This window comes from Micromonospora sp. PRAS1, from assembly GCF_059553435.1.
Genome location: NZ_JCANNB010000051.1, coordinates 1 through 18,092, shown reverse-complemented (window position 1 = coordinate 18,092; position 18,092 = coordinate 1). Strand labels below are relative to the sequence as shown.

14 protein-coding genes are annotated in these 18,092 nt (G+C 70.6%); 7 read left to right on the top strand and 7 right to left on the bottom strand.

Annotated features, from left to right (window positions below):
• Nucleotides 1-33 precede the first annotated feature (33 nt).
• The 3 genes from AC507J_RS29785 to AC507J_RS29775 all read right to left on the bottom strand — a co-directional run bounded on the left by AC507J_RS29785 (nt 34) and on the right by AC507J_RS29775 (nt 4,959).
• Entirely contained in the window at nt 34-1,371 is a 1,338-nt protein-coding gene (locus AC507J_RS29785) for an amidohydrolase family protein (protein ID WP_496293430.1), read from the bottom strand.
• 29 nt (nt 1,372-1,400) lie between these two features.
• Complete coding sequence (locus AC507J_RS29780) at nt 1,401-3,092, bottom strand: thiamine pyrophosphate-binding protein (protein ID WP_496293428.1); 1,692 nt, start codon at nt 3,090-3,092, stop codon at nt 1,401-1,403.
• A 367-nt stretch (nt 3,093-3,459) separates the two neighbouring features.
• Entirely contained in the window at nt 3,460-4,959 is a 1,500-nt protein-coding gene (locus tag AC507J_RS29775) for an FAD-binding oxidoreductase (RefSeq protein WP_496293426.1), read from the bottom strand.
• A gap of 304 nt (nt 4,960-5,263) precedes the next feature.
• On the opposite strand from AC507J_RS29775, the gene AC507J_RS29770 reads away from it, so the two are divergent.
• The 3 genes from AC507J_RS29770 to AC507J_RS29760 are packed head-to-tail and all read left to right on the top strand — an operon-like array spanning nt 5,264 to nt 8,746.
• Nucleotides 5,264-6,691, top strand: coding sequence for a cytochrome P450 (locus AC507J_RS29770; protein WP_496293424.1), 1,428 nt, complete (start codon nt 5,264-5,266; stop codon nt 6,689-6,691).
• Between the two features lie 13 nt (nt 6,692-6,704).
• A complete protein-coding gene (locus AC507J_RS29765; protein ID WP_496293422.1) occupies nt 6,705-7,355 on the top strand; it encodes a DUF998 domain-containing protein in 651 nt (216 codons plus the stop codon).
• The gene (locus AC507J_RS29760) at nt 7,352-8,746 is read left to right on the top strand and encodes a phenylacetate--CoA ligase family protein (RefSeq protein ID WP_496293420.1); all 1,395 of its coding nucleotides are present in this window, start codon (nt 7,352-7,354) and stop codon (nt 8,744-8,746) included. The genes AC507J_RS29765 and AC507J_RS29760 overlap by 4 nt, the downstream gene beginning before the upstream one ends.
• Before the next feature lie 237 nt (nt 8,747-8,983).
• Here AC507J_RS29760 and AC507J_RS29755 read toward each other — a convergent pair whose 3' ends face one another.
• Both AC507J_RS29755 and AC507J_RS29750 read right to left on the bottom strand, forming a co-directional pair.
• Nucleotides 8,984-9,877, bottom strand: a complete 894-nt coding sequence (locus tag AC507J_RS29755; RefSeq protein WP_496293418.1) for an AfsR/SARP family transcriptional regulator — start codon at nt 9,875-9,877, stop codon at nt 8,984-8,986.
• A 340-nt stretch (nt 9,878-10,217) separates the two neighbouring features.
• Nucleotides 10,218-12,515, bottom strand: a complete 2,298-nt coding sequence (locus AC507J_RS29750; RefSeq protein ID WP_496293416.1) for an AfsR/SARP family transcriptional regulator — start codon at nt 12,513-12,515, stop codon at nt 10,218-10,220.
• A gap of 264 nt (nt 12,516-12,779) precedes the next feature.
• On the opposite strand from AC507J_RS29750, the gene AC507J_RS29745 reads away from it, so the two are divergent.
• Nucleotides 12,780-14,198, top strand: a complete 1,419-nt coding sequence (locus tag AC507J_RS29745) for a glucose/sorbosone family PQQ-dependent dehydrogenase (RefSeq protein ID WP_496293414.1) — start codon at nt 12,780-12,782, stop codon at nt 14,196-14,198.
• Nucleotides 14,199-15,115: 917 nt separating this feature from the next.
• Here the strand turns inward: AC507J_RS29745 and AC507J_RS29740 are convergent.
• The gene (locus AC507J_RS29740; RefSeq protein WP_496293412.1) at nt 15,116-15,556 is read right to left on the bottom strand and encodes a hypothetical protein; all 441 of its coding nucleotides are present in this window, start codon (nt 15,554-15,556) and stop codon (nt 15,116-15,118) included.
• Nucleotides 15,557-15,784: 228 nt separating this feature from the next.
• On the opposite strand from AC507J_RS29740, the gene AC507J_RS29735 reads away from it, so the two are divergent.
• Nucleotides 15,785-15,919, top strand: coding sequence for a hypothetical protein (locus AC507J_RS29735; protein WP_496293410.1), 135 nt, complete (start codon nt 15,785-15,787; stop codon nt 15,917-15,919).
• A gap of 263 nt (nt 15,920-16,182) precedes the next feature.
• Here the strand turns inward: AC507J_RS29735 and AC507J_RS29730 are convergent, their stop codons facing one another.
• Nucleotides 16,183-17,094: an NAD-dependent epimerase/dehydratase family protein gene (locus AC507J_RS29730; RefSeq protein WP_496293408.1), complete on the bottom strand. Its 912-nt coding sequence runs from the start codon at nt 17,092-17,094 to the stop codon at nt 16,183-16,185.
• A 121-nt stretch (nt 17,095-17,215) separates the two neighbouring features.
• Here AC507J_RS29730 and AC507J_RS29725 point away from each other — a divergent pair, with 121 nt between their 5' ends.
• Both AC507J_RS29725 and AC507J_RS29720 read left to right on the top strand, forming a co-directional pair.
• Complete coding sequence (locus AC507J_RS29725; protein WP_496293406.1) at nt 17,216-17,443, top strand: VOC family protein; 228 nt, start codon at nt 17,216-17,218, stop codon at nt 17,441-17,443.
• Between the two features lie 47 nt (nt 17,444-17,490).
• Nucleotides 17,491-18,030 (top strand): hypothetical protein, encoded by a 540-nt coding sequence (locus tag AC507J_RS29720; RefSeq protein ID WP_496293404.1) that lies wholly within the window; start codon nt 17,491-17,493, stop codon nt 18,028-18,030.
• The last annotated feature ends 62 nt before the right edge of the window (nt 18,031-18,092 follow it).

Sequence of the window (18,092 nt, the reverse complement as noted above, 5' to 3'; positions counted from 1 at the left end):
GAGGTTCCTCTGGTTTCGATCGCGATCCGCATGTCAGGCGACCGTGGCCACTGGGGCCAGCAGCCGGTCCCGGCATGCCCGGGCGCGGTCACGCACGTCGCGTGCGTCCACGCCGACCAGGACGCCGTCGCGCTTGCGGAACTCTCCGTTGACGAGCACGGTGTCCACGTCGCGGGCGTCCGCGAACAGCACGGCTGCCTCGGTGGGCTGCGACAGCCGCAGCGGTGAGCGGGCGACGTCGACGAGAATGACATCGGCGCGCTTACCTGGGGTGAGCGAGCCGATTCGATCATCGAGGCCGAGGGTGCGGGCGCCGTCGATGGTGGCGAACTCGAGTGCCTGGCGAGTGGTCAGCGGCACCGCGTCGGGAGCGCCGCCGAGGGCGAGCATGCGGTCGTACTGGCGCAGGCGTTCGGCCTCGAGCACCGCGCGCATCTCGTCGAACATGTTGCTGGGCACCCCCGCGACGACGTCAACCGACAGGGCGGGACGGACACCCGCCGCGAGCAGGCGCCCGGTGGCTGGGAAGCCGTGCCCCATCATCATCTCGACGCGGGCGGAGACCGAGGCGTGCGCGCCGCTGCCGGCGAGCATCTTGAGCTCGTCGTCGGTGCAGGTGTTGGCGTGGAGGAAGATCAGGTCCGGGCCGAGCAGGTCCCGGTCGTGCAGCCGGGTGATCGCCCGCTGGCCGCCGAGCAGCCCGACGCCGACGTGCATCGACGCGCGCACGCCGAGGTCACGGGCGAGCGCCAGGTCGTCGGCGGTGGCCTCGATGGTGGCCATCTCCGGGCCGCGGATGGCCAGCGCCAGCGTCAGCAGCTGGTCGGTGGAGTTGAAGTACTGTGACGCCAGCCGGCGCACGTCGTCGGGGTGGCGCAGGTCGCTTCCGACGTACCAGATGGGGTTGTCTGTAGGAATGCTGTGTCCGAACACGGCACGGATGCCGGCGGCGCGCAGCGCGTCGACCGAGGCGTCGGCGTGCTCGGGCGTGTTCATGATGTGCGCCCAGTCGAAGAGCGTGGTCACGCCACCGTCGAGTGCATCGAGGGCGCCGAAGTGAGTGCCGTCGCGGACGTCCTGCGGCGTGAACAGCGGGGACAGGCGCCCGATGATCCCGCCGAAGTACTCGTTGAGCGTCCAGTCGGCGGCGGTCTGCGCGAACGCGCCCTGCCAGGTGTGCCGGTGGGTGTCGATCAGGCCCGGCATGACGACCATGCCGGTGGCGTCGACGACCTCGGCACCGGGGGCTTCGAGGCTTGCGCCGACCGCGGCGATGCGGCCGTCCTGGATGAGCACGTCACCGACGAGGTGGTCGGTGATGGCCGGATCCATCGTGATCACGTGACCACCGCGAATGAGCTTGCGAGACATCAGTTATCCCTTTCCGAATTCGAATACCGTCAGAATTGCCGATTACGGCGCCTGCGCCGAGCGGCGTTGCTGCTGGGGGCCATCGGGATCGGCGATGATGGGGCCGGCCAGCGCGGCATCGGCGTCATGTCCCATACGTCCAGCCGTAGATCGATGAGCAGCGGCCGGGATCGCCCGATGATCAGCTTCTCCACGTCGGGCAGATCGTCGAGGCTGCGTACCGTGATGCCGTCACCGCCTAGCGCACCGGCCAGAGTGGCTAGGTCCGGCCAGTCGAACAGTGAGAGGCCCGGGTCAAGACCGCGTTCGACCAGTTGGACGTGCTCGGCGCCGTATCCACCGTCGTTGCAGACCACGACGATGAGGTCGAGGCCCTCGCGCACCGCGGTGGTGAACTCGGCGACGCCGCCATGCATGAAACCGCCGTCGCCGCAGATCAGCACGACCGGGTCCGGCCGGCGCACCGCCGCCGCGCCGATGGCGGCGCCCATGCCGGTGCCGATGGATCCGAAGTTTTCCGGGAAGACGAAGGCGCGCGGACCGGCCGCGTGGATGTGCCGCAGCGACTCCATCATGAACCGGCCGCCGTCACTGACCAAGACGCGCGCCGCCGGCAGCATGTCATCCAGCGCGCGCAGCGCCGGCTCTATCGGGACCGTCTGCGCCACCGTCACCACCGGCGCCGGCGACAGGTCCCGCTCGTACGCGAGCCGCTGCGCCATGGCCCCGGTGCGGTACCCGCTGCGCACCGTGCCGAGGGCGTCGAGCTCCCTGATCAGCGCCTCGGCCACTACCGCCGCGTCGCCGCGGACCTCCGCGTCGAAGGCGTCCGCCCCGGCCTGCGGACAGGTGTCGACGACGACCACGCGGCGGTCACGCAGCAGCGCGCCGCCGCCGGTGGTGTACGCGTTGAGCCCCGCCCCGAAGGCAATCACCAGATCCGCGTCCTCGGTCACCTCGCGGGCGACCGCCCCGGCCAGGCCACCGGCGATGCCCAGGTCGAACGGCTCGCCGCGGAACAGGTCCTTGGCCTTGAGCGTGGTCGCCACCGGCGCGCCGATCCGCTCGGAGAACTCCAGCAGCGACTGTCGGGCGGGGATCGCGCCGCGCCCGACGAGCACGACCGGACGCCGGGCCGTGGCGATCCGCGACGCGGCATAGCGGACCGCACGTGGATCGGGGTAGAGCGTCTGGCTCTCGGGCAGGTTCAGCGGCAGGTCGTCGTACTCGATCTCTGCCCACATGAAGTCGGCGGGGACGTTGAACACGACCGGCCGCTGCTCGAGGACCACGCGGCGGATGGCGACCGCCAAGTCCGCGAGGGTGCTCTGCGGGCTGCGCGCCTGCTCGAAGCCGGCGCCGGTGGGCACGACGACGTCGCGATGCGCGATGTCCTGGATGTTGGTCCGGCTTGCGGTCGCGGTGTCCCCGGCGATCACCAGCAGCGGCACCTGCCCCCGGACCGCCTCGACCAGCCCCGTGACGGTGTTGGTCAGCGCCGGTCCGTGGGTGACGGTGACGACAGCCAGCCGGCCGGCAACGCCCGCGTACCCGAAGCCCATGAACATCGCGCCGGCCTCGTGAACGGCGCCGATGTACTGCTGTCCCTGTTCGTGCACGAAGCTGTGGACCAGGAAAATGTTGGCGTCACCGATGAGCCCGAACATGGTGTCGACGCCGTGACCGGCCAGCGCTCGCGCCAGCGCTGCATGTAACTTCATCGCTTTCCTTTCCCGGTTGCTGGTCAGCCGGCCCTAGGAAGTGCGAAACGCCGAGTAGTCGACGCCGGGTCGACAGAGCGACGACGGCTGGTCATCCGTCCGCCCAGCGCCGCGCCGCCGGTGCCCGCAGCGGCTGATCGTGATCTTTAACTAAGCTGCTCTGGGTCATGCAGGCCAACCGGGTCGTACCGGCCGTGGTCCAGGGTGTTCGAGGACGGCCGCCGCCGAGGCACGGGAGATGTCGTGCTCGTCGCCGTACCCGCCGTAAAGCATGGCTACCACCTTCACTCCGTGTGCCATGCGTCCTTCACGCGGGGCCGTCGCGGCCCGGCCACGGGGTGACGGGCCCGGCCGCGACGGTCGCCGGTCAGGCCGGCGGGATGTTGTGGTTCAGGCGGAACAGGTTGTCCGGGTCGACGCGACGCTTGAGCTTGCGCAGCCGCCGGTAGACGTGCTCCGGGTACGCGTGGGAGACCGCCCGGGCGGAAGCCTCGTCCACGCTCATGAAGTTCAGATAGCTGCCACCGGTGCTCCACGGCTGCATCCGCCGGATCACCCGGGCCAGCGCCTCGCGCAGTGCCGGCGCCTCCTCCGGTCCCGCGCCAGCCGCGGCGAACAGCGTGAAACCGGCGTCGCGGTGGGCGACCGCGTTAGGGTGCCGCGGCGGCCGGGCCAACGCGCCGCCGAGGTGCCGGACCTCGACCATGGTGATCGGGTACGGCGCGTCCGGTCCCGCCACCGCGACCAGCGCCTCGACCGCGTCGCCGGTGAGGTCTCGCAGCAGGCCGGTGCGTTCGTAGGCGGGCACGGGCCCGGTCGGGTCACTGTGGATCGCGGGGAAGGCCGAGTACGGCTGCTCGGTCACGGTGTCCAGCAGCGGAGTCGCGATGCCGCGCAGGGGCCGGAGCAGGGCCTCGCCGGTGTCCCGGCGTCCGGTCCAGCAGATGCGCAGGCTGACGATCGCCTTGCCGCGCAGCGGCGGCGGCGAGGTCGGCGCGTCCGGGATGTGCATGAGCGCCACCGACGACGACATCGCCTCGGGCACCGAGCGCACCCACCGGCGGTAGGCGTGCAGCAGCCGGGCCGCGTCCCGGCCGTCGAAGATGATCGCGCCCCCGTAGAACGTCGAGACCGGGAAGAGGTCGAACTCAACAGCGGTGACCAGACCGAAGTTGCTCTTGCCACCGCGGACGCCGAAGAACAACTCCGGATCGTTCCGGCCAGTCACGGTGCGCAGTCGGCCGTCCGCAGTGACCATGTCGATGCTGCGGACGTGGTCGGCGGCGTAGCCGAAGCGGCGGCCCAGCGTGGGGCTCAGACCGCCGCCGAGGGTGTAGCCGACCACGCCGACATCGGGGGTGGAGCCGTTGATTCCGGTGAGGCCCTCCGGCAGCGACTTCTCCAAGACGTGGGTCCACAGCGCTCCGGCCTCGGCGCGGGCGGTGCGGCGCCGGTCGTCGACCGTGACGTCGCGCATGGCCTTGGTGCTGACCAGGATGGCGTCGCGGCCGATAGGCACGGACGGCTGGTGGCCGGTGGCGAGCACGGCGATGGGCGTCCGGCGGCGGGCGGCGAGCCGCACCGCGATCTGCACGTCGCGGGCGTTCTGGGCGGCGATCACCAGACCCGGGTTCGGAATCTGGACGAGGTTGAAGCCGGCAATCTCCTCGGCGTAGCCGGCCTGGCCGGGTAACAGCGCCCGTCCCGCGAGGCCGGGCGGCGGGCACAGCGGCGGCCTCCCGCCGCGGCCACCGGCCTGCGCCGCCTGACCGGTGGCGGCGATCCCCAGCACGACGGACGCGCCGGCCGCGGCGCCGAGGGCGAGGACGTGACGCCGGTCGACGCCGGTCGAGTCTTGCTCAGTCATGGTGCTCCGTTCGCTCGGTTGTCCCGACGAGCACACCGGCCCGGCGTCGACGTCGCATCGCCGCGGCATCGACGGGCACGGCCCGATCTCGCAATGGATACAAGTGGGCTTCGGGTGAGCACTGTCGTCCCGGATCGCCGGTGTCGGTGACCGGTAGCCTGCGGTCGTCACCGGGCTGGCGGGCGGAGACGGTCCGGCACACCTTCGCCGCGCTGCGGTCGCACACGGACTCGACGCCCTCCGGTGAGGCTGTCCACGCGCCGTCGACGATCCGTCGATGTCCGCGGGTTTCGCTGGAACGGTGGTGGAACAAGACCTTCTGACCTTTCGTGATCTTCCCGGGCCGAAGAGCCTGCCGGTGGTCGGCAACAAGCTCGCCCTGGCCGGCCCCGGCGGACCGAACCAGGCACTACAGCAGTGGAACGACCGGTACGGATCGACATACCGGCTGCGCCTGCCCGCACCCGCCGTCGTGACCTCCGACCCCTTCCTCGTCGAGGCGGTGCTCCGGCAGCGGCCGGAGACGTTCCGCCGCAGCCGGCGGGTGACCTCGACCCTGCGGGAGCTGGGCATTCACGGCGTCTTCACCGCCGAGGGCGAACAGTGGCAGCGGCTGCGCAGCATCGCCACCCGCAGCCTCAATGCTGCGCACCTCAACGCATACTTCGGCACGCTGACCCGCTCCACGGAGCGGTTGCGGCTCAAGTGGCACGCCGCGGCCGCGACCGGTGAGCACATCGACGTACTCGACGAGATGATGCGCTACACATTGGACGTCACCGTGGGGTTGGCCGTCGGCTACGACCTCAACTCCGTGCAGGACCGTGGTGGCGGACTGTCGGCTCGGCTGCCGGAGCTGTTCCCGGAGATCGGCCGGCGACTGTACGCGCCGGTTCCCTACTGGCGGTTCCTGCCGAGTGCCCGCCGTCGGCGACTGGCCGAGACGATGCGGGAGCTCAGCGACATCATCGGCAGGCATTTCGAGGCCGCCAAGGCACGCGTCGCCGACGGGGCGGCACCGTCCAACTTCCTGGAGGCGCTGGCGGCACCCGAGGAGGGCGAGCCGGAGCTGACGCACGCCGAACTGGTCGGCAACGTCCTGACGATGCTGCTCGCCGGCGAAGACACCACGTCCGCGACGGCGGCATGGACGTTGCACTACCTCGCCAACGACCCGCAGATGCTGCACCGGGTGCGCGCCGAGGCGGAGACCGTGCTCGGGGACCGCCGGTTCGCGCACACCCCGGCCGAGCTGCGCAAGCTGGAGCTCGCCGGAGCCACGGTGCGCGAGGCGATCCGGATGCGACCCGTCGCGCCGTACCTGGCGATGCAGGCGAGGCACGACGTGGTGCTCGCCGGCCGTACCCACGCGCTGCGAATCGACGCGGGCACTATCGTGTTCGTCCTGCTGAGCCGAGGGGCACATCACGACCAGGCACGGTTCCCGGAACCGGAGAGGTTCCACCCCGAACGCTGGCTCGGCGCCGGGCCTGCCGCCGACAGCGCCACCGCGCCGTTCATGCCGTTCGGCAGCGGGCCGCGCTTCTGCCCAGGACGCAACCTGGCCCTGGTGGAGACCACCCTCGTGGTCTCCATGCTGTGCCGCGAGTTCGACCTCGTGCCCAGCACCAGCGCCGGTCCGGTCGGTGAGCGCACCGCGTTCAGCGTCTTCCCCACCAACCTTCACCTCCGCGCCCGGCTCCCTCAGCCGGTCAGCCCCGAACGGTCCTGACCGGGAAGCAACGGTGTTCCGACTCGCCCAGCGATACCTGGCGCCGCTGACGCTGGTGGCGTTGCCGGTGCTGTGCCTGGCCGTGGTGACAGGCGGGAGTGCCCAGCCCGCCTCGTTCGACTGGATCGAGCGGTCGGTCAGTGCGATGGCCGCGCTCGACGCGCGGCACCGGCACCTGACCACCGCCGCCATCGCCGGGGCCGGCGTGCTCCACATGATCGCCGCCCTGGGGCTGAGCGCGATGGCGGTCTTCGGCCGGGTCCTGCTGGCCCTCGCCCGAGTCTTTCTGATCATGGTCGCCGCCTTCCCGTTGCCGGCGGGCGGCGGCTGGTCCATCGCGCACGCCGTCTTCGCCGGGCTCACCGCCGCGGCCATGGCCTCGTGGCCGGCCGCGGCGGGCCGCTCGTACCCGTTCGCCGTCGCGGCCGGACCCTTGGTCACCGTCGCACTGTTCGTCCTGCTCGGCTGGTATCTGGTCGAGGTGGCGACCGGCGGTGACCTCGGCGGGCTCGCCGAACGTGCGGCGCTGACCGCCGAGTTCCTTTGGCTGGCGGCGTCGGTCCGGGCCGAAGCCCGCGCCCGTATGCCGTTCTCTCCCGTTCGGACAGGACCAACCATGCTCATGCGCACACCGTCCGCCGGCACCCCCGGGCCCCGGCGATGACTCCGGCCACCCCGGTCCTGGCGCTGTTCCGGGACACCGTTGCCTCCGTCCCCGCCTACCGGCGGTTCCTCGCGGAGGAGGGCGTCGACCCGTCGGCCGTCGACGAAGCGTCGGCGATCCCGCTGATGACGAAGGCGGGCTATCACCAGCGCTTCCCGCTTCCCGAACGGTGCCGCGGCGGCCGGCTCGACGCGGCCACCGTCGTGGCGCTGTCCTCGGGGTCGTCCGGACTGCCGACCGTGTGGCCACGCACGGCACGCGACGAGCAACCCGTCACCGAGCGCTTCGAACAGGTCTTCCGGGACACCTTCGGCGCTGCCGGGAAGAGCACGCTCGCCGTGGTCTGCTTCCCGCTGGGCAACTGGGTCGGCGGCCTGTACACGATCGCGTCCTGCCGCCGGTTGGCCGCGGCCGGCTATCTCGTCACGGTCGCCACCCCCGGCAACGACATCACCGAGATCCTGCGGGTGGTTGGTGAACTGGGGGGCTTCTTCGACCAGACGGTGCTGCTCGGCTATCCCCCGTTCGTCAAGAACGTTATCGACACGGGACTCGCCCGCGGCGTCGACTGGTCGGCGTACCGGATCAGGATGGTGCTGGCCGGCGAGGTCTTCAGCGAGCAGTGGCGCGACCTGGTGGCCGGGCGCGTCGGCATCGCGGATCCGGTGACCGGCATCGCGTCGCTGTACGGCACCGCCGACGCCGGCGTGCTGGGCAACGAGACGCCGCTGAGCGTGCGGATACGCCGCTTCCTCGCCCGGCGGACCGACGTCGCGGCGTCGCTGTTCGGCGATTCCCGGTTGCCGACTCTGGTGCAGTACGACCCGGCGGCCCGCTGGTTCGAGAGCATGCCCGACGGCACTCTCACCTTCAGCGCGGACGGCACCGTGCCGCTGGTGCGCTACCACATCGCCGACGAGGGTGGCGTGCTGGCGCACGACGAGCTGGTGTCGCTGTGCCGCACGCACGGCTTCGATCCCGGTACCGGCCCGGCGCTCCCGTTCGTCTACGTCTTCGGCAGATCCCTGTTCACCGTCTCGTTCTTCGGCGCCAACATCTACCCGGAGAACGTGACGGTCGGCCTGGAACAGCCCCCGGTCAGCGGATGGACGACCGGCCGGTTCGTGCTGCGCACGATCGAGAACGCCGACCAGGACCGCCGGCTGTCCGTGGTGGTCGAACTCGCCGTCGGCGCCGAGCCCAGCGAGGACCGGCGGAGGCTGGCGGCGGTGTCGATCCGCACCGAGCTGTTGCGACTCAACAGCGAGTTCGCCCACTACGTGCCGCCGGCGTGCCAGACACCGCAGGTGGAGCTGCGCCCGGCCGACGACCCGGAATTCTTCCCGCGTGGCGTGAAGCACCGCTGGACCCGCCCTGAGGCGACGTCATGACCGGCCGTGCGCCGGCGACGTTCGCCCGGGGCGAGGCCGTCGCGCGGGTGCGGCCGACGACGACCGGCGACATCCCTCGATCCGGGCCGGGGCCGGCACCCAGCTGTGGTCGCACGGCGAGGCCCAGCCACGGGCGGTGTTGATGCTGCACGGCTACACGCACACGCCGCAGCAGCTGGGCCTGCTGGCCGAGCTGTGCCCGGCGGCCGCGGCCGGTCACGGCTAACCGCCGGTTGATCAGCGGGCCAGCCGCCGGTGCGAGACCCAGGCCGACCGCCGTCTGCGTGGGTGCACGCTGACGCGCGCCGGCCGGCGCTCGGTGAGCACCGCGGCCGGTTCCGGGGAGAGGATGGAGTTCATCGCAGCGCGTAGCCGAGTGCCCGGTTCGATGCCGAGCTCATCGACCAGTGCCCGGTGCGAACGCCGGTAGTGCGCGAGCGCCTCGGCGGTACGGCCGGTGCCGTGTAGGGCGGTCATGTACAGCGCCTGCACCTCCTCCCACAGCGGGTGGGCCACGGCCATCGCGGTCAGGTCGGGCAGGATCTCCCGGTGCCGGCCGAGGTTGATCTCCGCCTCGATGAGGTCGAGGTGTGCGGTCGCGACCCACTGCTCCAGGCGGGCCCGCTGGCCCTGGGCATACGGCCCCTGGACGCCCGCGAGGGGTCGGCCGTCTGACAGGGCGAGCGCGGCGCGCAGTTCCACTGCCGTCGTGTGTTGGTCCCCACGGCGGGCCGCGATGGACGCCCGGACGGTGTGCGCCCGGAACCGGTTGACGTCGACCGCCGTCTCCGGCACGTGCAGGACGTAACCGCCGCTGCCGGACGCCAGCCGGGTCGACCCGTCGCCCTGCCTCTGGAGCACCCGCCGCAGCCGGTAGATGTAGGTCCGGACGGTGGTGGCCGCCGAGCGGGGCGGCTCGTCGTCCCACAGCCCGCTGATGAGTTCGTCGAGGGTGACCATCGCGCCCACCCGCAGCAGCAGCATGGCGAGGGTTGCACGCTGCTGCGGCGAACCGATGTCCACCTCGGCACCGGCCCGCGGTGATCCGCCGTGGGCCCCGGTGCCGCGCCATGCCTTCACGGGTCCCAGAAGGCTGAAGCTGAGTGTCGTTGCTGGTGCGTTGTCGAGCATGCCGGAAGGTTACGAACCGCTGCCGGTAAGAACACTTGGCGAATCCTGAACACGTCGTTCAGCCGAGCGGACGTCCGGGACCGCGCGTAGGCATGGGTGAACTCCGATCCGGGTACGTAGTGCGACCGCGCCCCGCCCGGCGCTCGCGGCCAGTAGCCTTCGCCCGCCGCCGACATACTGACGGGCCATCTCGTCGAGGGTCTTCGCGGCCATGAAGCCGTCGCCGACCTGGAGGTACAGCAAGACCGCACGCTTGTCCGCCGCGACCGCCCGCGGCCAGTTGCCCATCGCCGCGTGCGCCTGACCGATCGTGCGCCACGTGCTGGCCTCACGATGTCGATCACGCAGTTGCCGCAGCCAGGCAACACCCTGCAGACAGTGGTGGACCGCCATCGATGATCGCCGAGGTCGGCGAAGGCGGATCCGGCGAGGTCCGCCGGCGCGCCGCGTAGTGCACGCGGCCCAGCAGCGGAACACTGCCGTGCCGTTCGGCGGCGGGCAGCGCGAGACGGTGCAGGCGTTCCAGGGTCGGCCAGTCGGACTCACGTTGCAGGAAGTTCCCAAGACCCCAGGCGTACTGTACGACGGCGGCGTCCTCGTCGCGCGCCACCGCGCGCTCGGTCATCGCAAGGAGAACCGGTCGTTCCCGATGCAGCCAGGCCCACGCCTGTTCGTAGCCGCCGAACTCCTCGGGCTCCGCCCCGGGCGGCGCGACCGTCGCACCGATCGTCTCAGGTGAGCGGAACGGGTTGAGCGTCACCGCGGCCCGCAACACGCTGTGCAGGTAGTGGTGGCCGAGCCGTGCCTCGGCCGCCTGCCGCGCCGCCACGGTCTCGCGCTCGGCGAGCAGCTCCTCGGAGTAGGCGCGCACCAGATCGTGGACGTGGAAGCGGCCGGGTTCCACCTCGGTCACCAGGTTCGCCCGGGACAGCTCGCCGAGCAGTGGACCGACGTGTCGGCGCCCCTCACCGAGCAGGCTGACCGCGACCGCCGCGGTGAAGACCGGCCCCGGGTGCAGGGCCAACAGCCGGAACAGCCGGGCCGCCGTGCTGCCCAACAGCTCATACGACCAGGAGAAGACAGCGCGCAGGTCGTGCCCGTGGTCCCCCCCGGCGAACCGGTCGAGCAGCCGGCCCCGCGGCGCGACCAACTCCTCGGCGAGGTGGCGCAGCTTGAACTGCGGATGGGCGGCGGCCCGGGCGGCGAACATGGCCAAGGCGAGCGGCAACCCGCCGCACACTTCGATCACCCGCTGCACCGCCTCTGCGTCACCGGCGATCCGAGCCGCGCCGAGGCGCCGGCTCAGGAAGGACATCGCCTCGTCCTCGGACAACAGGTGCAGGGGTGCGGCGAAGGCACCCTCGTGCACCACCAGCCCGGCGAGCGGATTGCGGCTCGTGACGATCGCGGCGCTGCCCGGCGTGGTTGGCAGCAGGGGCCGCACATGGGCCGAGTCGCGGACGTTGTCGAGCACCACGAGGATCCGGCGGCCGGCGATCAGACTCCGGTACAGCGCCACCCGTGCCTCGAAGTCGGCGGGCACGTCGGGATCCGGCACACCGAGCGCCCCGAGGAAACGGCGCAGCACGTCGGCGGTGGGTGTGGCTTCGGCCGAGGGGTCAAACCCACGCATCGACACGAACAACTGCCCGTCCGGGAAGTCGCCCGCAAGCCGATGCCCGCAGTGCACCGCCAGCGTCGTCTTACCCACGCCGCCCAGTCCGGTGATGACGGCCAGCTGGGCCGCCCGCGTCTCGCCCGGCCGGCCGCACAGGACCTCGGTGAGCCGTTCGATCTGACTCTCGCGTCCGATGAACGTCGGCAGATCGGTGGGAAGCTCGACCGGCACGGGCCGGGCGATCCTGGCGGCGGGCAGGCCGTCAGCTGTGGGCGCGTCGCCGCGTAGCGCCTGCTGCTGCAGGGCCACAAGTTGCGGGCCGGGGTCGACGCCCAGTTCCTCGGCCAGTCGCCGGCGGATGGCGGCGTACTCAGTCAGGGCGTCGGCCGGGCTGCCGGTGCGGATTAGCAGACGGATCAGGGCCGCATGCAACGCTTCGTCCAGGGGTTCGGCGGCTGCGGCCGCCCGGATCGCCGGCAGCAGTTTACGGGCGGCCTCCGGTGTCGCGGCGAGGGCGGCGGCGTGCACGGCCGTCGTGCTGAGCTCCTGCTCGACCTGGACGAACGGGGGCGCGGAGCGCACCGTCTCGTCCAGGCCCGCCGCGACCGGGCCCCGGCGTAGCCGCAGCGCGTCCGCCAGCATCACCGCGGCACGGTCCGGGTCGATCGTGGACAGCGTGGACGCCTCGGCCGTCGTGCGGCGGAAGGCGAGCAGGTCCAGGCCGTCCGCATCCAGCGCGAGCCGATACGTACGGGTGCCGCGTGCCAGCAACTCGGCGGGGATCAACCGGCGGATCTGGCTCACGTAGCGTTGCACGACGTTGACCGCGGTGACCGGCGCCCCCGCCGGCCACAGCACGTCGATGATGTGTCCGACCGAGACCGGCTCGCCGGCGTGCACGAGGAGCAGGCCGAGCAGCGACTGCTGCTGCGGCGGCCCCAGGTTGATCTCGGCGCCGTCCCGCCACGCCCGCACCGGACCCAGCACCGAGAACCTGATCGGTGTCGCAGTTGCCCCCATCGAGATCGTCATTGTGCGCCACTCACCCGGAATCGACTTGGAACGCTTCCCCGCAACCCTGCCGTACCGTGCCATCGGCGGCCTGCGGGCCTGGTGCTGGCGGCCATAGCGATTCGCGATGACCACCGGGTGCGCCATGTCGTGTCGAGTCGCCGTCGGTGCGACGCCCCTCGTCGATGCGACGCCGACTCCCTGTCGACAGCACCGTTCTTGACTTCACGCTGTCCCGCCGATCACGGCGGGTTCGTCAAGAAACGGAGCAGAATGCGCACCGCTGCACGCACGCTTGTCACCACCGCTCTCCTGGCGGCTCTGACCGCGACGACCCTCGGAACACCCGCTTATGCGGCCGAGGTGGACCTCGCCCCGGCCACGGCGAAGGATTTCACCACCCGTGTCGTCACCACCGACCTGTCCAACCCGTTCGAGGTCGTCGACGGCCCGGACGACCGGCTCTGGGTGACCGAGCGCACCGCCGGCCGCGTGGTCCGGATCGCCCCGACGACCGGCGCCCGCACCACGGCGCTGACCCTCCCCGACGTCCTGATCACCCCGGGCACGCAGGACGGCCTGCTCGGCATGGCGCTGCACCCGCAACTGCTGACCATCACCGGCAACCAGTACGTCTATCTGGCGTACACCTACGACGCCGACGCCGACGCCGACGTGGACCGCCGGGTACGGCTCGCCCGGTACACCTACAACCGGGCCACGCAGCAGCTGACAGCCCCGCAGACGCTCCTTGAGGGCCTGCCCGGCAGCAACGACCACAACTCGGGCCGGCTCGTGTTCGGCCCGGACGCCAAGCTGTACTACACGCTCGGCGACGGCGGCCACAACCAATTCGCCAACTACTGCAAGCCGATCCTGTCCCAGCGGACCCCAACCGCGCAGGAGGTGCGTACCCGGGACTGGACCGCGTACCAGGGCAAGATCTTGCGGTTGAACCTCGACGGCACGGTCCCCGCCGACAACCCGTTGATCAAGGGGGTTCGCAGCCACGTGCTGTCCTACGGTCACCGCAACCCGCAGGGACTCACGTTCGGTGCCTGGGGCAAGCTCTACTCCAACGAGCACGGCCAGAAGAGCGACGATGAGATCAACCTGATCCGGCCAGGCGGCAACTACGGCTGGCCGAACATCTCCGGCTACCGCGACGACAAGGCGTACGTCTATGAGAACTGGTCCGAACTGGCCACCTGCGCCTCCACCCCGCAGACCGATCCCGCTCCGCCGTCGGTGCCGCGCTACACCGAGTCCGGCTTCCGGGCGGCCGACCTGGTCGAGCCGCTGAGCACCTACTACACGGTCGAGACCGGCTACGACTTCCAGGACCCGAAGTGCGCGGCCGCGTACTTCATCTGCTGGCCCGGCATCGCGCCGTCCAGCCTCGACTATCTCGGCCTGGCCGTACCCCGGGGCTGGAGCAACTCGCTGCTGATGACAACGCTCAAGGACGGCACCATCTACCGCGTGCCGCTCAGCCTCGACGGTGAACGCACCGGCGCGGCGGTTCCGATCTGGAGGAGCGTGAACCGGTACCGCGACATCGCGTTCGACGCCACCGGCACCACGATCTACTCCGTCACCGACAGCGGCGGCGCCGCCCGCGACCCGCAAGGCGCACCGACCGACAAGCTGGAGAATCCCGGCTCGCTGATCGAGTACACCTATCGCGGCTGACCGCAGCCGGGGATGGACACGGGTCCGGCGAGCCGCGTCCATCCCGTGTCGATCCGTCGTCCGACGCGCTCGCGAAAGCGGGCCCGGTGGGAGCGGTGGCCGGCCCACACGAAATGGATCACGGGTAGCGCCTGGAGATCAACCATCACAATAGACGTTGGTCAATAAAGTGAGCGCCGGAGGAGACCTCGGCCGCCGTCGCCGTTACCGGCGAAATCGGCGAGGCTGGCCTAAGAGGCTTGCATCCCCGCCCACACCAGGTCCTCCGCCAACAGCGGCTCCTCATCCATGTCGACGTGAACGGTCCACTCGAACGCCTCGCCCTCGACGTACACCTACGCCGCGTCCTCGAACGGCTCCGGCAGCTCCACCGGGAAAATTGTCGGCTCATTGCCCCCACGGCGTCCGGGAGACAGCTCCAGCGCCCGCACCACACCCAGTTGTCCGCTAGCTTGATCTTTAACCTGTAGGAGGCCTACCTGAACCTTGGGCCGAGCCTGACCTCCAACCCGGAAACGCAAACGGTGCGGGCAAGTGTTGACCTTGCCGCGCACCGTTGGGATTCGGTTTGTGTCCGAGGGGCGACGTCGACCAGACATCCATGGTCATCATCAAAGGCGAACTGCAACTGGCGGCCCGCTAAGGACAGCAACCGACTGTCCACGCCGCTGGAATTCGGTTCGTGAGCCAGGGTCGACACAAACCGATTTTCAACCTGGATTAGGCCTGATCGGCGTCATCCCGCTCGACTGACGCGCAGCCGAACTTGACGGGTCCTGAACCAGGCGTTCGGGACCCGTCTGTGCGTGCAAGCCTCCCTCAGCCGGACCCGCCTCCACGACCTGACGCGGTACACGCTCATGCCGAGTTGAGTGCGTCGTCGCAGCGGCGGCAGTGATGATCGTGGTCTTGATTGCTCAGCGAGCTGTCGCGCGCAACGCTTCTTCGTACTGGACACGATCGAAGGCAATCTTCCGCAGCTCGCGGTAGTCCCAGTCGCGATGCCCCGTGCGGTAGCCAGACCAGGTAACCGTGTCCTCAGCCACCCGAACGATCGCCGTGAACGGCCAGCAGCCCCAGTCACCGCAGCCGCAGCCTAGTAAGACGGTGTCGCCATCGCCGAACCAGCTGAGGACTGGGTCACCCAGGTAGTGCCGGCTCGGCCAGCGCACCTCGTCCTTCGGCAGACCCACGTAGCTGCCCGCGAGGTCGGGTTTTCCCTCACCGCATGCGAAGGGCAGCTCAGCCTTACGCAACAGGTCGGGCAAAGGCACACCATTGAGGTGCGGGACGAGCGTCGGGAACACCCCACCGATGCCGAGCTCCTGCTCGATGGTGCGGAACTCGATTTGTTCCATGCCACCAGGCTAAGCCCGTCTTTGGTGACGAGGTCATCCCGGTCCCTGCGTCATTTCTTCCCACAATCACCCCCTCCGCGGTTGATGCACTCTTCTGCCGCAGACCGCGCGCCAGGTCAGCGTCCACTCGTGGCCGATGTTGCGGACGGTTCGGCTGGTACGAATGCCGTTCCTACACCTACGGCTCTCTGCTCGGCCACGGGACGGTCTGGGTAGTTCGATGTTGCGGTGACCCCTGACGAGCTTTCGGTGGCCCGGCTGGAGGCGCTGCGCCGCTCGGCACGGGATGGCCACGCCGGGGCCCTGATCGCGCTGGGCCGGTACCCGGAAGCCGTCGGAGACCTGACCAGGCAGGTTGGTTGAGGAGGAGCCGTACGACGAGGGCGCCCGCCAGCTGCTTGCCTCGGCGCTGCATGGCCTGCGCCGTACGGATGAGGCCCGCCCGGGTGTGCCGCTCCGGACTGACGTTGCTGCGGGGCTGCGGCCTGGAGTACGACGTGGAATCGGGCCTGTTGAGAGCGCTCGTGCCGCCGCGTAGCCGGGCCGGGAGCCAGCGTTGATCGCCGACAGGGCTCCGAAGTGGCGCAGTCGAGGGCGTCGGGGCACCCCGGCGACGGCCGTTCTGGCTACGGGGCGGCGAAGGTCTCGCGCAGCGCGGGGTCCAGCGGGCGGCCGGTCGTCGGCTCAATGAACAGGTCGGCGAGGAGCAGGTCGGCCAGGTAGGTGGGGTTGATTCCGGACTCCTTGCCACCGAGAGCCTGTGCCGCGCCGCCCAGGCGCAGGGCCGCTCGCGCCGCGGCGGCCGGCAGCCGGGTGACCCGGCGGCGGCGACCGACCGCCTCGGCGACGCGGGTGAGCATGTCGGTCCAGGTGAGGTTGACGTCGGCGACCGGGATGTCCGCCCCGCTGGCCCGCTCCAGGGCGTCCACCGCGATCTCGGCCACGCTGCGCGCCGAGGTCGCGGCGGTCCCGCCGGTCGGGGCTACCAGCGGGGTACGCGAGCGCGCCCACCGGTCCAGCGGCCCGGCCCAGTTGGGCAGCCGGTCACCGGCCCGACCGAAGACGAAGGGCAGTTCGAGGACGGCGACCGGCAGGTCCGGGCCGGCCGCCGCCCGCCCCTCGCGGGCCTGCTCCAGGCGGCAGCGGATGTACGTGTGCCGCTCGGCGAGGCGCCACTGCGGGTGGAGCCGGTCGAAGTAGGTGTAGTACGAGCCCATCACGACGCCCCGGGTGAGACCTTCGCGGCGGGCCGCGGTGCACAGGCGTACCACCGGGTCGACGTTGTCCCGACGGAACGTCGGATAGATCGGTTTGGGCAGCGGCCGTTGCTCGTCGGTGCGGGTGGCGTACACCACGCCGTCGCGCCCGGCGAGCAACCGCCGCAGGTCGTCGACCGAGGCGGACTCCACGTCGAGGCGATGGTCGACACCGTCCCGGGCGGTGCGGGCGACTGTGGTCGCGTCATGGCCGTGTTCGCGCAGCACCGCCACCACGCTGGCGCCGATCAGGCCGCTGCCACCGATCACGAGAATCCGCATGCCGCATCGTCCACTCCGGAGGCCGGTGGGTGTCAAGAGTGCGAACCACTCGACCCGGGGCGTCGCCGCGGATACGACGGTGCCGTGGTGCGGCCAGAATGGCGTTCGGAGGTGATCGGGGATGGCCGACCAACAGCGCGTGCCCAAGCTGTGCTCGGCGGTGCTGGACAGCACCGACGCGAGGGCGCTGGCGGAGTTCTACCGGCAGTTGCTCGGCTTCGTCTACCGGCCCGGCGACGAGCCCTCAGCGGACGGGCGTGGCTTGACCATCGACACGAAGTCGGCTGATCGCCGGCGCACATCTGCCGCCGAGCGGGCGCCCCGCGGCCGCGAGCTGTCATCGATCTGAGACGAGACCGTGGTCGTAGATCGACGCAACGCTGCGATTGTCGAAGCATGGCCGTTCACGCGTTGACGACGGCGCAGCGGACCACCGCGTCGTTGACCGCCGCTCTGTTGGTACTGGCGGGATTGACTTCCTGCACACCCGAGATCAGAGCCATCACCGGCCTGACCGCGGACGCCGACGGCCGGCCGCTCGCGGCTCTCGCCTGGTGCGCGAACCAGCAGCCGGATGTCGTGCGTCTCCGTGTCGCAGACGATTTGCCCTCGCCGTCTCCGGCCGACGCACCGACTCCGTCGGTGAATTGGCCGGAGTGGCGGTACGACGTGCAGCAGCGCGACGCGACCTCACCGGCCACCGTTGAGCTGACGGGCTTCCCGCCTGCACCGGCCCCTGACCCGCGCACAAGCTTCCAAATGCGCGCAGTCACCAGGAACAACAGCTTCACCTCCCACGAGGTGAGCTTCCGGCTTCCTGAACTGGCCGACCTGAAACCAGGATCGGTCCTGATCACCACTATCGAAACCAACGAAGAGGTACAGAAGACCATCTCCCTCGACGAGTTCGCACGCCTGGGAAGGAACGCGTGCTGAACTCCGGCCCGGGGGCAGTCATGGCATACCTCTCATGGCAATCTAGAACATCGGTCCTTCTA

What these genes read in the sequence shown, in the direction of transcription:
- AC507J_RS29785 (WP_496293430.1), bottom strand. Translation starts at nt 1,371, where the DNA reads ATGTCTCGCAAGCTCATTCGCGGTGGTCACGTGATCACGATGGATCCG.
- AC507J_RS29780 (WP_496293428.1), bottom strand. Translation starts at nt 3,092, where the DNA reads ATGAAGTTACATGCAGCGCTGGCGCGAGCGCTGGCCGGTCACGGCGTC.
- AC507J_RS29775 (WP_496293426.1), bottom strand. Translation starts at nt 4,959, where the DNA reads ATGACTGAGCAAGACTCGACCGGCGTCGACCGGCGTCACGTCCTCGCC.
- AC507J_RS29760 (WP_496293420.1), top strand. Translation starts at nt 7,352, where the DNA reads ATGACTCCGGCCACCCCGGTCCTGGCGCTGTTCCGGGACACCGTTGCC.
- AC507J_RS29755 (WP_496293418.1), bottom strand. Translation starts at nt 9,877, where the DNA reads ATGCTCGACAACGCACCAGCAACGACACTCAGCTTCAGCCTTCTGGGA.
- AC507J_RS29750 (WP_496293416.1), bottom strand. Translation starts at nt 12,515, where the DNA reads ATGGGGGCAACTGCGACACCGATCAGGTTCTCGGTGCTGGGTCCGGTG.
- AC507J_RS29745 (WP_496293414.1), top strand. Translation starts at nt 12,780, where the DNA reads ATGCGCACCGCTGCACGCACGCTTGTCACCACCGCTCTCCTGGCGGCT.
- AC507J_RS29740 (WP_496293412.1), bottom strand. Translation starts at nt 15,556, where the DNA reads ATGGAACAAATCGAGTTCCGCACCATCGAGCAGGAGCTCGGCATCGGT.
- AC507J_RS29730 (WP_496293408.1), bottom strand. Translation starts at nt 17,094, where the DNA reads ATGCGGATTCTCGTGATCGGTGGCAGCGGCCTGATCGGCGCCAGCGTG.
- AC507J_RS29725 (WP_496293406.1), top strand. Translation starts at nt 17,216, where the DNA reads ATGGCCGACCAACAGCGCGTGCCCAAGCTGTGCTCGGCGGTGCTGGAC.
- AC507J_RS29720 (WP_496293404.1), top strand. Translation starts at nt 17,491, where the DNA reads ATGGCCGTTCACGCGTTGACGACGGCGCAGCGGACCACCGCGTCGTTG.